The sequence below is a fragment of the Kocuria sp. U4B genome (assembly GCF_054875615.1).
Window position 1 is genome coordinate 445397 of the sequence record NZ_CM142180.1, and the last position, 14125, is coordinate 459521.

Annotated in this window: 9 protein-coding genes and 1 pseudogene; 7 read left to right on the forward strand and 3 right to left on the reverse strand. The window is 72.2% G+C overall.

Translation table 11 applies throughout. The features are described 5' to 3' along the window. The first annotated feature begins 1 nt into the window (after window position 1). Together ACYSMR_RS02070 and ACYSMR_RS02075 are read left to right on the forward strand one after the other, a co-directional pair. On the forward strand, window positions 2-1675 hold the full coding sequence (locus ACYSMR_RS02070; protein WP_461747223.1) for a glycoside hydrolase family 13 protein: 1674 nt from the start codon (window positions 2-4) through the stop codon (window positions 1673-1675). 87 nt (window positions 1676-1762) lie between these two features. After that, window positions 1763-2931 (forward strand): annotated as a pseudogene (locus ACYSMR_RS02075) (ABC transporter ATP-binding protein). Between the two features lie 426 nt (window positions 2932-3357). Here the strand turns inward: ACYSMR_RS02075 and ACYSMR_RS02080 are convergent. Further along, window positions 3358-3606 carry a hypothetical protein gene (locus tag ACYSMR_RS02080; protein ID WP_461747224.1) on the reverse strand — a complete coding sequence of 83 codons (249 nt, stop codon included), beginning with the start codon at window positions 3604-3606 and terminating at the stop codon, window positions 3358-3360. Between the two features lie 168 nt (window positions 3607-3774). Here ACYSMR_RS02080 and ACYSMR_RS02085 point away from each other — a divergent pair, with 168 nt between their 5' ends. Continuing rightward, the gene (locus ACYSMR_RS02085; protein ID WP_461747225.1) at window positions 3775-4737 is read left to right on the forward strand and encodes an AraC family transcriptional regulator; all 963 of its coding nucleotides are present in this window, start codon (window positions 3775-3777) and stop codon (window positions 4735-4737) included. A gap of 634 nt (window positions 4738-5371) precedes the next feature. Here the strand turns inward: ACYSMR_RS02085 and ACYSMR_RS02090 are convergent. Continuing rightward, a complete protein-coding gene (locus ACYSMR_RS02090; protein ID WP_461747226.1) occupies window positions 5372-7753 on the reverse strand; it encodes a glycoside hydrolase family 3 protein in 2382 nt (793 codons plus the stop codon). Window positions 7754-8261: 508 nt separating this feature from the next. Next, window positions 8262-9476 carry an MFS transporter gene (locus tag ACYSMR_RS02095; protein WP_461747227.1) on the reverse strand — a complete coding sequence of 405 codons (1215 nt, stop codon included), beginning with the start codon at window positions 9474-9476 and terminating at the stop codon, window positions 8262-8264. Between the two features lie 391 nt (window positions 9477-9867). Here ACYSMR_RS02095 and ACYSMR_RS02100 point away from each other — a divergent pair, with 391 nt between their 5' ends. The 4 genes from ACYSMR_RS02100 to ACYSMR_RS02115 all read left to right on the forward strand — a co-directional run bounded on the left by ACYSMR_RS02100 (window position 9868) and on the right by ACYSMR_RS02115 (window position 14096). Then, on the forward strand, window positions 9868-10827 hold the full coding sequence (locus ACYSMR_RS02100) for a cyclase family protein (protein ID WP_461747998.1): 960 nt from the start codon (window positions 9868-9870) through the stop codon (window positions 10825-10827). A 72-nt stretch (window positions 10828-10899) separates the two neighbouring features. After that, on the forward strand, window positions 10900-12024 hold the full coding sequence (locus ACYSMR_RS02105; protein ID WP_461747228.1) for an FAD-dependent monooxygenase: 1125 nt from the start codon (window positions 10900-10902) through the stop codon (window positions 12022-12024). Between the two features lie 61 nt (window positions 12025-12085). After that, complete coding sequence (locus ACYSMR_RS02110) at window positions 12086-13108, forward strand: fumarylacetoacetate hydrolase family protein (RefSeq protein ID WP_461747229.1); 1023 nt, start codon at window positions 12086-12088, stop codon at window positions 13106-13108. Between the two features lie 28 nt (window positions 13109-13136). Then, on the forward strand, window positions 13137-14096 hold the full coding sequence (locus ACYSMR_RS02115) for a LysR family transcriptional regulator (protein ID WP_461747230.1): 960 nt from the start codon (window positions 13137-13139) through the stop codon (window positions 14094-14096). Window positions 14097-14125 lie beyond the last annotated feature (29 nt).

Below are 14125 nucleotides of genomic sequence, written 5' to 3' on the forward strand. Positions count from 1 at the left end.
CATGTCCTCATCCCCCACCCTGTCCGCCGCTGCCACCGTTGCCGCCGCTGTCGCTGACGCGGACTGGTGGCGCACCGCGGTCGTGTACCAGGTCTACCCCCGGTCCTTCGCCGACTCCAACGGCGACGGCATCGGCGACCTGGGCGGGTTGCTGTCCCGGCTGTCCTATCTGGCCGAGCTGGGCGTGGACGCGATCTGGCTCAGCCCCTTCTACCCCTCCCCGCTGGCCGACGGCGGCTACGACATCAGCGACTACCGCGACGTGGACCCGCGCCTGGGCACCCTGGCCGACTTCGACCAGGTCGTGGCCACCGCCCACGGTCTGGGGATCAAGATCATCGTCGACATCGTCCCCAACCACACCTCCGACCAGCACCCCTGGTTCCAAGAAGCCCTCGCCTCCCCGGTGGGCTCCCCGGCCCGGGACCGCTACATCTTCCGCGACGGCACCGGACCCGGCGGGACCACCCCTCCGTCGAACTGGGTCTCCCACTTCGGCGGACCGGCCTGGGAACGGGTCGCCGACGGCCAGTGGTACTGCCACCTGTTCGCCAAGGAGCAGCCCGACCTGAACTGGGAGAACCCGGAGGTCCGCGCCTACTTCAAGGACACCTTGCGATTCTGGGCCGACCGGGGCGTGGACGGGTTCCGCATCGACGTGGCCCACTCCCTGGCCAAGGACCTCTCCCACCCGCTGCGGGACCAGCCGAACCTGGACCGGATGCTGCCCCTGGACGGCACCGACCCGCTCTACGACCGTGAAGAGGTGCACATCATCTACCAGGAGTGGCGCCAGGTCTTCAACGAGTACGACCCGCCCCGGATGGCCGTGGCCGAGACCTGGTCCCCGGCCAACGAGCGGACCTACCTCTACGCCCGCCCCACCGAACTCGGGCAGGTCTTCGACTTCTCCTTGCTGAAGTCCCAGTGGGGAGCCGAACGCTTCCGGGCCGTGGTCGACCAGGCCATCGCCGGGCACGCCGGCGCCGGTGGGGGGCTGACCTGGGTGCTGTCCTCCCACGACGTGCCCCGACATGCCTCCCGTCTGGGCCTGCCCGAGGACACCGACCCGGACGAGTGGCTGATCAGCGACGGCCGCCACCCGGTGCTCGACACCCGGCTGGGCCGGGACCGGGCGCGGGCGGCGACGCTGATGATGCTGGCCCTGCCGGGCTCGCCCTACCTGTACCAGGGCGAGGAACTGGGCCTGCCCGAGGTCCCCGACATCCCCCACGACGCTCTGCAGGACCCGGTCTGGGAACGCACCGGCCACACCCTCAAGGGCCGTGACGGCGCCCGGGTCCCCCTGCCCTGGACCCGGACGGGCACTTCCTTCGGATTCGGCGAGGCCGGAGCCTGGCTCCCCCAGCCCCCCGTGTTCGGGGAGCTGTCGGTGCAGGCCCAGGACGGGGTCCCCGGCTCGACCCTGGAGATGTACCGCCAGGCTCTGCGCATCCGCCGGACCCACCGCGGGCTGCGCGGTTCCGACTTCGCCTGGGCCGCCGCCCCGTTCCAGTGCCTGACCTTCACCAGAGGAGCCGGGGTCCGGTGCCTCGTCAACCTCTCCGACACCTCCTGTCCGCTGCCCGAGGGCGCGGAGGTCCTCATCTGCAGCGGCCCTCTCCCTGATGGCCGACTGCCGCCCAACCACACCGTGTGGTTGGCCACCTCCTGATCCTCACTCATGGCCACCCCGGCTCCCACTCATCCCCTGCCGATACGGGTCACCACGCCCTGGGGCTGCTGAAAGGAACAACTGATCATGTCTGCTGTGCGCTACGCCAACGTCACCTGTCAGTATCCCGGGGCCGTGCGGCCCTCGGTGACGGACCTGAACCTGGAGATCGCCGACGGGGAGTTCCTCGTGCTGGTGGGCCCGTCGGGGTGCGGCAAATCCACCACGCTGCGGATGCTCGCCGGACTCGAGGAGGTCACCGCCGGGTCGATCTTCATCGGCGACCGCGACGTCACCGAGGTCCCCTCCCGCGACCGCGACATCGCGATGGTGTTCCAGAACTACGCCCTGTACCCCCACATGAGCGTGGCCGAGAACATGGGCTTCGCCCTGAAGATCGCCAAGGTCGGTGCCGAGGAGAGACGGCGCCGGGTGGAGGAGGCCGCGAAGATCCTTGACCTGACCCCCTACCTGGACCGCAAGCCCAAGGCCCTGTCCGGGGGCCAGCGCCAGCGGGTGGCCATGGGCCGGGCGATCGTGCGCTCCCCGCAGGTGTTCCTCATGGACGAGCCGCTGTCGAACCTGGACGCGAAGCTGCGGGTGCAGACCCGCACCCAGATCGCCTCCCTCACCCGCCGGCTGGGGGTCACCACCGTCTACGTCACCCACGACCAGGTGGAGGCGATGACCATGGGCGACCGGGTGGCCGTGCTCAAGGACGGGCACCTCATGCAGGTCGACACCCCCGGGCGCTCTACGACCGGCCCAACTCGGAGTTCGTGGCCGGGTTCATCGGCTCCCCGGCGATGAACCTCTTCCGGGCGCCGGTGCGGGCCGGGGCGGCGGTGTTCGGCACGGTGCGGGTCCAGCTGAGCCGGGAGCAGGAGGCGGCGCTGACCGGCGGGCAGGTCACCGTGGGGATCCGCCCGGAGGACCTGGCCCCGGCCCCGGAGGGCACGGGGCTGCCGATCGTGGCCGATGTGGTGGAGGAGCTCGGGGCCGACGCGTTCGTCTACGGCCACCTCGCCCCGGTCACCGCCGCGCACACGGTGGTGCAGATCGACCCCACCGCCACCGCCGGCGCGGAGGCGGAGGCGGGGGCGGCGGGCGCCGAGGAGGGTCCGGGGGCCCACGAGATCATCGTCCGGGTCGCCGGGCGCACCCCGCCCCGGCCCGGGACCACCCTGTGGGTCGCCCCCGACACCACCCGCCTGCACCTGTTCGACGCCACCACCGGCACCCGCCTCCCCGACTGACGTTGACGAGAGCAACACGGGTCCCCAAGCGTTGGCGGCCCGTGTTGAACGAATGCCCCGTCCGGTGGCAGACCTGCTGTGGGTGCGCCATTGGTCCACGGTCCTTGCCAGCGGCCCGGCGTGCGGCCACCGAGTCGGCGATGCCCGCCGGGGAACCCTTTGCGGCACGCCTCGGGGCATGACGGCTGGGCGACCAGCTTCCACCGCACCGTTCCGCGCACGCCGGAGGGGCCCGGGGTCCGCAACCATGGACGACTTCCGGCGTGGCGAGTTCACGACCGCCGGACACCGGGCCACTGATGCCGCTCTCCGCGGCCGTCGATGACGCTGCCCCTCGGCGTGGCATCAGGTAGAGCCCGATGTGATGCCGTGACGGTGCCGGTGGGCTCATGGTGCATTCCGGTCCCGGGTTGGCCGGCGGTGGTGCTACTGGTCGAGGGTCCTCCGTGGGGTGAACCCGTAGGCGGCCCGGTAGGCGGTGGCGAACCGGCCGGGGTGGGCGAAGCCCCACCGGGCGGCGAGCGCGGCCACGGCGTCCCCGGCGGTGGGATCCCCGGCCACGGGATCGGCGTGGACGCCGGCCTCCTCGCGGGTCGACCAGTCATAGCGCGGCCCGCGCACGTGCACGACCCCGGACACCCCGGTGTCGCTGGGCGTGGAGGATCCTGCCCCCACCGCCAGACCGGGTGCCGTCCGAGGGCCTCGACCCGGCGGAGCCCCAGAACCACCCGGAGCCGGTGCGCTGGGCTGATGACCGGCCGCCCAGGGGTCGCGGCGGCCGGTGGCACAGCGGGCGGGGGTGCGGGGCTCGACCAGCATCTGGGACGGTCGTAGCCTTCCCCCATGGGCGCAATGGGGGCAGGGGTGGACCGGTCGTCCTTGGTCACCCGGGATCCGGAGCAGGGGTGCGCGGCACTGGAACGGGCCTATCGGCGCCTGCACCTGGGCCGTCTGACGGCGGAGGATTTCGATCTGCGCCTGGCCACGGTCCAGGCCGGCCCGGTAGGGGTGCAGAAGGTGCGCCTGGCCGGGCTGAGCGGGACGGGCGTCAACGACGGCACCGGCCTGATCCGCATCGGCCACCTCGCCCACGGGCGCTTCACCGTCCGCGCCGGAGCCAAGGAGGTGGCCGGGGCGGCGGCGTTCCTGTTTCCTTCCCGCCCCTACGCCGGGCGGTGGGAGGACCCGGAGTTGGCCACCGTGACCGTGGAGGAAGCCGTGGTCCTCGGCCACGCGCGGGCGCTGCTGGGCCGGGAGGACTTCCACCTGACGTTCACCGGCCACTGCCCGGTCAGCCCGGCCATGGGCACCTACTGGGCGAGGACCGCACGTCACCTCGCGCACGAGGCGCTGCCCAACGACGACATCATGGCCTCCCCCATCCTGGCGGGTGAGCTGGTGCGCACGGTGACCACCGCCCTGCTCCACACCTTCCCCAGTACCTTTCTGGACCAGCCCTCCCCGGCCCCGCCCGAGCCGGCCCACCCGGCGGCGGTGCGGCGAGCGGTGGCGTTCATCGACGCCCACCTGGACACCGACATCGGACTGGCCGAGATCGCCGCGGCTGCAAGGCTCAGCCCCCGCGGGCTGCAGGCAGCCTTCCGCCGGCACCTGGGCATCACCCCGCTGCACTGCCTGCGGGCCGCGCGGATGGACGCCGCCCGCGCCGACCTGCTCGCCGCCGATCCCGCCGTCACCACGGTGGCAACCGTGGCCGCCCGGTGGGGCTTCGCCCACCCCGGCCGCTTTGCCACCGCCTACCGCCAGGTCCACGGCGAGCCCCCGGCCGCCACCCTGCACCGTTAGGACCACACCGCCCCACCCAGTGCTCTGTTCCTCGACGGGGATAGGTGGACTGCCGGCGGAGCCGGTGGTGCGGTGGCGACGGTCGTCCCCCGACCCCGGGCTTGGCGCGGGCGGCGGTCGGGGCCGTGGCGGCCTTGATCTCGACCGGACCGGCGAAGGACTGCCCGGCCCGAGCTGCCCGGGGAGATGTCGCCGGCCGTCAGCGCCCACCCGCTCACCCCCTCGCCTCCTGAGCGTCGCCAGGGACCATCACGGGGCCTGCCGCGTTGGCGTTCTCGCGCCCCGTGAAGACTGCTCCCGGCGAGGTGTTCCGTCACGAGACCCCGGACGGGCCCGGTGCCCTCAGCTCAGGAGACCTTCGACATGGCACGGCACTCCGTGGAGCGCGGGCCACGATGCGCAGACGCCGATTCGAAGCGGACCCGCAGCCGATGAGATAGTCGCCGGGTACGAGACCGTTCCTGCTCCCCGCACCTGTCCCGTGCGATGACTGGGGATCGGGGCCGTACGTCTTGGTGGCACATGATCGACGCACGAGCTCCGCCACGTCCCAGGGATTCCCGGCGGAGACTGAAGCGCGCTGGCGCTGTTCCCGTTCCGCTCGCGCTGGTCCGATGGGACGGATGCTACCGGGTCAGTCCGTGTCGGTGTGGTTCTCGTAGGTCAGGCCGTGGCCGAAGGGGAACAGTTCCCCGTCGGTGGTCTCGGCGTAGCCGGGCAGGTCGCCGTACTGCTCCTCGATGGCCTTGCGAGTGCCGGCCAGGGCGAAGGGCATCTTCCCCTGCGGAGCGACCTTCCCGGAGAGCACGTCGAGCAGGGCGGTGTCGGTCATGCCGAACCCGGCCACGATCGCCCCGGCCTCGCGCAGGCCGCTGGCCTCGTCCAGCACGAAGGGTTGGCGGAAGTAGACGTGGAGGATCACCTTGGAGGGGTCGCCCACCTCGTCCATGACCTGCTGGATGGTGTCCAGGGACGGGGTGACCTGCCAGGACTCGGCGGTGGCCATGGAGGTGAAGTCCAGGCTGGAGGCTTCCCAGGGAAAGGACCCGCCGAAGCGCAGGCCGCTGTCGGTGCAGCTCTGGGCGCCGTGGGCCACGCACGCGTCGGCGGCCCCGTACGGGCTGTGCCCGTCCAGGCCCTTGGCCCCGGGCAGCACGATGGGGTTGGTGTGCTCGGGATTGAGCCCGGTGGCGGGGTCGTCGCTGGCGTAGCCGGCGGTGTTGGCGTTCTTCGCGGTCACGGAGATCACCACCTGGTCGGCCCCGGCCGCGCTGGGCCGGTCGGCGGGGTCGGCGGTGTTGCCGTCGGTCACGTCGTAGCCGTAGCTTTCGACCGTGTCGGGGTTGATGTCGCCCAGGACGTAGACGTCGGCGCCTTCCTTCAGCGGCAGGGCCTTGGACCCGTCACCGGTGTCCTGGTTCTGCAGCAGCACGGCGGACTTGCGCTGCAGGTCCAGGGCCGCCTGCCGGTGGGCGTCGTTGCCGATGGTCGCCTCCGCGGCCGCCGGGTCGACGTAGGGGTTCTCGAACAATCCCATCCGGAACAGCGGCTCGACCAGCCGCTTCGCGGCCTCGGTGACGCGGGCCTCGCTCACCAGGCCGTCGGCGACGAGGTCCGTGACGGTGGCCACGTCGTGGAAGCCCGAGAGGGTGTCGGTGCCGCCGTTGATCGCCGCCGCCACCCGCTCGGGCGCGGTGTTCTCCTCGAGTCCCCAGGCGCGGTCGGTGATGATCCCGGTGTCGGAGTTGACGTAGCCGGTGAAGCCGAGCTTGTCGCGCAGCAGGTCGTTGACGATCTGCCCGGAGAAGGCCATGCCGGTCTGGTCGTAGGTCACCCCCTCGTGGGTCACCCCCACGGGCACCCCGTAGTAGGGCATGATCGAGGACACCCCGGCGTCGATGGCGGCTTCGAAGGGCTTGAGGTGTTCCCCGAAGGCGTCGCCGGGGTAGACCTGGGTCTTGCCGAAGGAGTAGTGCGGGTCCAGGCCCAGCTCCTGCGGGCCGCCGCCGGGGAAGTGCTTCATGGTCAGCGCCACGGAGGTGTCCGGGCTCAGCGAGGACCCGTCCGCCCCGACCGGGCCCTGCAGGCCCTCGACCAGGGTGCCCATGATGTTCGTGCCCAGGTCGGTGTCCTCGGTGAACGTCTCGTGGGTGCGGTACCAGCGCGGCTCGGTGGACAGGTCGGCCATGTAGCCGTACATCCCGCGCAGCCCGATCGAGGCCCACTCCGCGCCCATCACCTCGGCGAAGTCCTCGACCACGGACATGTCCCCGGTGGTCGGCGCCTCACCGGTCCTCGCCGACTCCGCGCCCAGGGCGGCTGCGGCGATGCCAGCCTCCTTGGGGAAGGCGGTGAACGCGCCGGCGGACTCGTTGATCCCGGCTCTCGCGTCGGGGTCGATGTGGTTGCGGGCATTGGACTTGTAGAGCACCGGGATGCCCAGCCGGGTGGCCTCGCCCAGTTCCTGGACGGAGTTCAGGTACGCCGCGGTCTCGCCCGGGGTCAGGCTCGTGGAGGCCACGAAGGGGTTGCCGGGCGTGCCGCACACCGCCTGGTGCGGGCTCGTGACGGTGTTGCGGAGGATGAACCGGTGCATGTGCTGGGTGTTCACGTAGTCGGCCGCGGACGGGCCGAGCACCCCGCGGGTGCCGGTGGGCTGGTCGCACTCGGCGTTGAGAGTGTCGATGAGCATCAGCCCGGCCTTCTCCTCCAGCGTCATCCGGCCCACCAGGTCCTCGACCCGCCGCTCCACCGGAAGCCGCCAGTCCTCGTAGGGGTCCAGGGCCCCGTTGGCGTTGAGGTCCTTGAACGTCCGGCCCTTGACCGTGAGCTTCTTCTTCACGCGCGCCTGCAGTTCAGGGGGCTTGCCGTGATTGCCCTCATCGTTCTTCACCCGGTCGTCCGCCCTGGTCGCCCGGCGGCCGTCCTCGGCCTGGGTCGAGATGGGGGCCACGACGCCAGCACCTAAGGCCAGGGACAGCGGAACGGCCAAAGCGGCCAGCGACAGACTTCTCATTCGTCCAGATCGGACAAAACGGCTCACGAGGAACCCTTTCTCTCAGAGGTCAGGCACGGTCCCCGATCCGTCCGCCGGCAGGTGGCGTGGACCGGAGGCGGGTGCTTCTTGGTGGAGACGGCGCCCTGGGGGCGTTCCCCCTCGGTGGTGACGACTGCCCGCAGAGCGCGGTGGGGATGACTGTTCTGGAGGTGGTAGCAGGGCGGAATTCCGTGGCTCACCTACCAGGCATGTCGGCGTCGCACGGCGTCCTGGGGAGGGGACACGCGTCATGGCGGTGCCTGTCGACCCTGATGCATCCGGCGGCCCACGCGATGACTTTCGGGCTCACATCAAGGGTCGTGGGAACACGCCGCAGCACCGGAAGTTGACGCGCGGAGGGCGCGGGGCGCCGCGGAGGAGGCCTTTCGAGCAGGTGCGGCCGGATGCCCCGGTCAACACGGGCGGGGCATCCGGGCGGCTTGGCGAGCGGGGAGACCTCCACCTGGTGCCGCAACCCGTGGGGACGTCACTCCGGGGAGATCCCCCGCCGGGGACGGCCCAGGGTCACGGCCACGGCGGCGACAGCGGCGAGCACCCCGAGCCCGCCCAGTGCCACGGGCAGGCCGCCGAGGGCGGCCGCCCCGATGCCCAGGAGGATCGGGGAGACGAACTGGCCGATGTAGAGCGAGCCGGTCCAGATGCCGGTGCCACGGCCGCGCTGCTCCAGCGTCAGGCCGGACACCGCCCAGGTGAGCAGGGTGGGCAGCAGCAGGCCGGTGCCGGCGCTGGTGACCACGGCACCGACCAGGGCGAGCGGCACCGAGGCGGCGAACCAGATGATCATCAGCCCGGCCGCGGCCAGGCCGAAGGCCACCGGCAGCAGCTTCGCCGGGCCGTGCTGGGCGGTGAACCGGAAGGAGAAGGCGCCCACTGCGGTGGCCAGGGAGGCGACGGCGGTGCCGGCGCCGAGAACCGCCACGTCGGTGACGCCCAGGCTGGTCAGCACGTAGGGCAGCTGGACGATCAGGGCGTAGAAGACGATCCCGCCGAACAGCGTCACCAGCGAGGGCACGGCCACCTGGCGCCACGGCACGGGGGCGGATCCGGCCTTCTGGGCGTCCTTGACGGGCTCCCACAGCACGAAGGCCATGGGCACCGCGACGATCGCTGCGGAGAGGTAGAGCCAGAACGGCACCCGCCAGCCCTGGGCACCCAGCGCCCCGCCCAGGGCGAAGAACGCGGTGGCCGACAGGGACGCCACGAGCACCTGCATGCCCAGGTATTTGTCGCGCTGCCTGCCGGTGTAGTAGTCGGTGATCAGGGTGGTGCACACGGTCATGATCGCCGCCTCGGCGATCCCGACCCCGACCCGGGAGCCCACGATCGCCGTCAGCGAGTCCAGCCACAGCGGCATCGTGCCGAACACCGAGTAGAGCACCATCGCTCCCAGCAGGAGGTTCTTGCGGCCCACCCGGTCGGCGACCACACCCGCCACGGGGGCGAGCAGGGCGATCATCAGCGCCGGCACGGTGAGGACCACCGGCACGAGGATCTCCACGCCGGGAGTGCCGGCGAAGGCCTGCGTCATCGACGGCAGGACCGGAGCCAGCAGCACCGCGCCGAGCACGGGCATGCAGCTGCCGGCCAGCAGGAGTACTGCCGGCAGCCGCCCCGCCCGCGGCCGGCTGTCCGGGATGGTAGGCGCGGTCCGTGTCGCCGGGCCGCTCGAGATGCTGTCCATGGAACTTTCCCTCCAAGATGGGCAGGCCCACACGCTCGTGGGTGGTGATGCACATCACTGTCCGGGCAGACGTGCACAGGAGGAATCGGGTCCCCCGGATACCAGGTATGCCTGCCGTGGATGGCGCCCGGTGGCAGCCATGCGAGAAAGACGTGCGGTGCCCGATGTGCTGCCGAAGGCCCGTCCGTCGCACCACCTCTCCCGCGACTATCGACGGGGTGGATAGGTGCCATTCGAGGGCGTGACTTCTGCCCCCAGCCCTCCTCGTAGAGAGTGGGTGACTGGGATCACAGGAGCGGTCCGATCGGCTCGTCCCCACCCGGGGAGCCTGGCGGCCGGCGGCTCCGCACCGACGGACGAGCGAGGAGAGCGCGTGGACCGCACCGACGCGATGGGCAGCATCGAGGCCATGGCCGAGCAGTGCCGCAACTGGGGCCGTTGGGGAGCCGACGACGTGCTGGGCACGCTGAACTACATCGACGACGCCAAGCGCGCGGCCGCGGCGTCGCTGGTGCGCACCGGGCGGGTGTTCTCCCTGGCCCAGGCCTTCGACACCGACGGCCCGCAGACCGGATGGCGGCGCCGGACCAACCCGGTGCACACCATGACCGACACCGGCACCGACGCCGAGTTCGGGGAGCAGGGCTTCCCGCACGGCTTCGGCGGGGCCGACGACGTGATCGCCATGCCGCTGCAGTGCTCCACCCAGTGGGACGGGCTGGGGCACATCTTCGACCGCGGCCGCGCCTGGAACGGCCGCCGCGCCGGGGCCGTGGTGACCTCGGAGGGGGACCGGGTCACCGGCATCCAGACCGCCGCGGCCCACCTGGTCGGCCGCGGGGTGCTGCTCGACCTGGGGCGGGCGCTGCAGGAGGAGCTGGGGGCGGAGCGCCCGGAGCTGCCCGACGGGTTCGCCATCACCGCCGACCACCTTGAGGCCACGATCGAGGCCCAGGGCGCCACCGCGGCGGTGGGGTGCGGGGACATCCTGCTGATCCGCACCGGCCAGTACGCCCGCACCCGGCGCGAGGGGTGGGGGCACTACGCCGGCGGGCCCGCCCCGGGGCTGTCGTTCGCCACCGCCCCTTGGTTGCACGAGCGTGAGGTGGCTGCCGTCGCGACGGACACGTGGGGGTTCGAGGTGCGGCCCAACGAGTTCGACGACGCCTTCCAGCCCCTGCACCAGATCGTGATCCCCAACATGGGCCTGTTCATCGGGGAGATGTGGGCCCTGGACGAGCTTGCCGAGCACTGCGCGGCCCAGGGGCGCTACGAGTTCCTGCTCTCGGCCCCGCCGCTGCCGATCACCGGCGCCGTCGGCTCGCCCCTCAACCCCGTGGCCCTCACCTAGAGCGGCCTGCTCCACTCTCACCGCCCGTGGCGGCCGGTCCCGGTCGTCGCCCGTCCCGGAAGGACCACCACCATGCCCGCAGTCCAGAAGATCGGCGTCGTCGGATCCGGCGCCGGCGGACTCACCCTGGCCGCCCTCCTGGCCGACGCCGGCCTCGACATCGAGGTGCTGGAGAAGGCCGAGGGACCCTCCACCCTGGGCTCCGGCATCACCCTGCAGGGCAACGCCCTGCGCATCCTCCGTGACCTGGGCCTGTGGCCGCAGCTGGCGGACAAGGGCTATCCCTTCAACACCCTGGGGCTGCGGGCCCCCGACCCCGACGCCACCGTCATCGCGGTGCTCGACGACGTGCGCGTGGGCGGGGAGGACCTGCCCGCCACCCTGGGCATGCCCCGGCCCGAGCTGGCCGCCATGCTGCGCCGGCGCGCCCAGGAGGCCGGAGCCGTCATCCGCTACGGGACCGCCGTCACCGGGCTCGAACAGGCCGGGGACGCCGTGTCCGTCACCACGGCCGCCGGGCAGACACTGACCTACGACCTGCTGGTGGGTGCCGACGGGCTAAACTCCACGGTGCGGCCCGCCATCGGGGTCACCGACAAGCCGCGCCGCACCGGCATGGGCATCTGGCGGGCGTTCGTGCCGCGCCCGGCCGAGGTGACGCGCACGGACCTGATCTACGGGGGGCCGGCCTACATCGCCGGCTACTGCCCCACCGGCCCGGACACCATGTACGCCTACCTGGTGGAGGACGCCCAGGAGCGCGACGTCCACGACGGGCCGCGGATCATGGCCGAGCTGGCGAGCGCCTACGGCGGGCCCTGGCGCCAGATCCGGGCTCGGCTGGACGAGCACGCCAACGTCAACTACACCCACTTCACCACCCACCTGGTGGACGGCCCCTGGCATCGCGGCCGGGTGGCGCTGCTCGGGGACGCCGCCCACAGCTGCCCGCCCACCATCGCCCAGGGCGCGGCCATGGCCGTGGAGGACTCCGCCGTGCTGGCCGACGAGATCCTCCGGGCGGGAGCCTTCGACGAGGAGGTGCTCACTCGCTACTGGCAGCGCCGCCTGCCGCGGGCGAAGACCGTGGTGGAGGCCTCGGTGCAGCTGGGCCAGTGGATGCTCGAGGGCAGGCAGGACGCCGACGTCCCGGGCCTCATGCACTTGGTCGCCAGCACGGTCAAGGTACCGGTGTGAGGACCACGCCCACGCCGCAAGGCTTCACCGCATCCTCCCCGATCACCGAAAGGACAGCACCATGGTCACGATCGCCCGCTGGGCCCAGGACGGTGCCGTGCGCACCGGGTTCGTCCACGAGGGCCGCTGCCTGGCCCTGCCCGGAGCCACCACCCCGCAGGACCTGTTCGACGCCGGTCTGAAGGCGACCCTGCAACTGGCCGCCCGCACCGTCGCCGACGCCCCGGTGGACGCCCCCGCCCTGGACCAGGTGCGACTGCTGGCCCCTCTCGAGCCGCGCACGGTGCGGGACTTCGTGACCTTCGAGGAGCACGTGGAGGGCGTCACCGCCAGCATCGACGGGGCCGGCGAGGTCGTTCCGGAGTGGTACGAGGCCCCCACCTTCTACTTCACCAACCCGCACACGATCCGGGCCACCGGGGAGACGATCCCGGTGCCGGCCGGGTGCTCCCGGATGGACCTGGAGACCGAGGTCGCCGTCGTCCTCGGGACTGTCGACGGGCTCACCGGCACCGACCTGGACCCGGGGCAGGCGCACCGGATGATCTTCGGCTACACGATCCTCAACGACTGGTCCGCCCGCGACGTGCAGGCGCGGGAGATGAAGGTGCGGCTGGGCCCGTGCAAGGGCAAGGACTTCGCCTCCACCCTGGGCCCGTGGATCGTCACCGCCGACGAGTTCACCGACCGCCACGACGCCGAGGGGTTCCTCGACCTGGCGATGACCGCCTACGTCGACGACGAGCCGCTGGGCACGGACTCCCTGGCGCACATGGGCTGGCCCTTCGCGGAGCTGGTCGCCTACGCCTCCCAGGACTCCCGCGTGGTCCCCGGGGACGTGCTCGGCTCCGGGACGTCCGGCCGGGGCTGCCTGGCGGAGCTGTGGGGCCGCCACGGCGACCTGGTCCCGCCGCCGCTGGTCGAGGGCGATCGGGTGCGCCTGGTCGTGGAGGGCATCGGGGAGATCGAGAACACGATCGGGGCCCGGCGCAGCGACCGCATCCCGGCGGCGCGGGCCCGCCGCCGCGGCCGGGCCCGCGCCGGCGCACCCACGGCCCGGGCATCCGCGGCGGCGCACCGGTGAGACCAGGGGAACAGGGCATGATCGCAGCATGAAGGACGTCGACCTCAACCTGCTCCCGTCCCTGCAGGCGCTGCTGGAGCTGCGCAACGTCTCGAGGGCGGCGGAGCGGATGCACCTGAGCCAGCCGGCCATGAGTGCGGCGCTGTCCCGGCTCCGGCGCCACTTCAACGACGAACTGCTGGTGCGGGCCGGGCGCGGCTACGCCCTCACCCCCTTCGCCCAGGCCCTGGCCCCGCGGGTGGACCAGGCCCTGGCCGACGTGCAGGAGGCCATGCAGCTGCGCACGGAGTTCGATCCGGCCGCCAGCGACCGCACCTTTGTCCTGGCGGCCTCGGACTACGTCACCGGGGTGCTCATCCGCCACCTGCGCGCCCGCATCGCCGCCGAGGCCCCGGGCATCACCGTGGACTTCGTGCCCACCTCCCGGTCCCGGCTGCGTCCCGGCCTGGAAGCCTTCGGCGACATCGACCTGCTGGTGGGTCCCATGGGCTTCGACCTGGGCGGCAGCTCCCGGCAGCTGTTCCGCGACGAGTTCGTCGTCGTCCTGGACCCTGCCAATCCCCTCCTGCAGCGACCGGCACTCACGGTGCACGACATCGCCACCGCGCCCCAGGCGGTGGGCGAGTTCGGGGGCAGCATCGTGACGCCCCCCATGCAGTTCTTCCAGCGCATGGGGCAGTCCCCGGCGATCGCGGCCCGGGTCGCCGGCCTCCAGGCCCTGCCCACGGTCGTGGAGGGCACCGATCTGGTGGCCCTGGTGCCACGCCTGCTGGCGGCCCGCGCGGCACGGTCGGAAGGCATCGCCGTGGTGGAGTTCGCCGCGGAGCTGGAGGTCCCGCTGGTGGAAGCCATGTACTGGCACCCCCTGCAGACGGCCGACCCTGCCAACCTGTGGCTGCGGTCGCTGATGCAACGAGCCGTCCAGGACCTGGGCGAGCCGCTGCTCGAGGCCCACCCGGTGCGGATCGAGGCAGCGGCCCGCGACTGACCTCACCGAGCCGGGCGGGCCGACCGGTG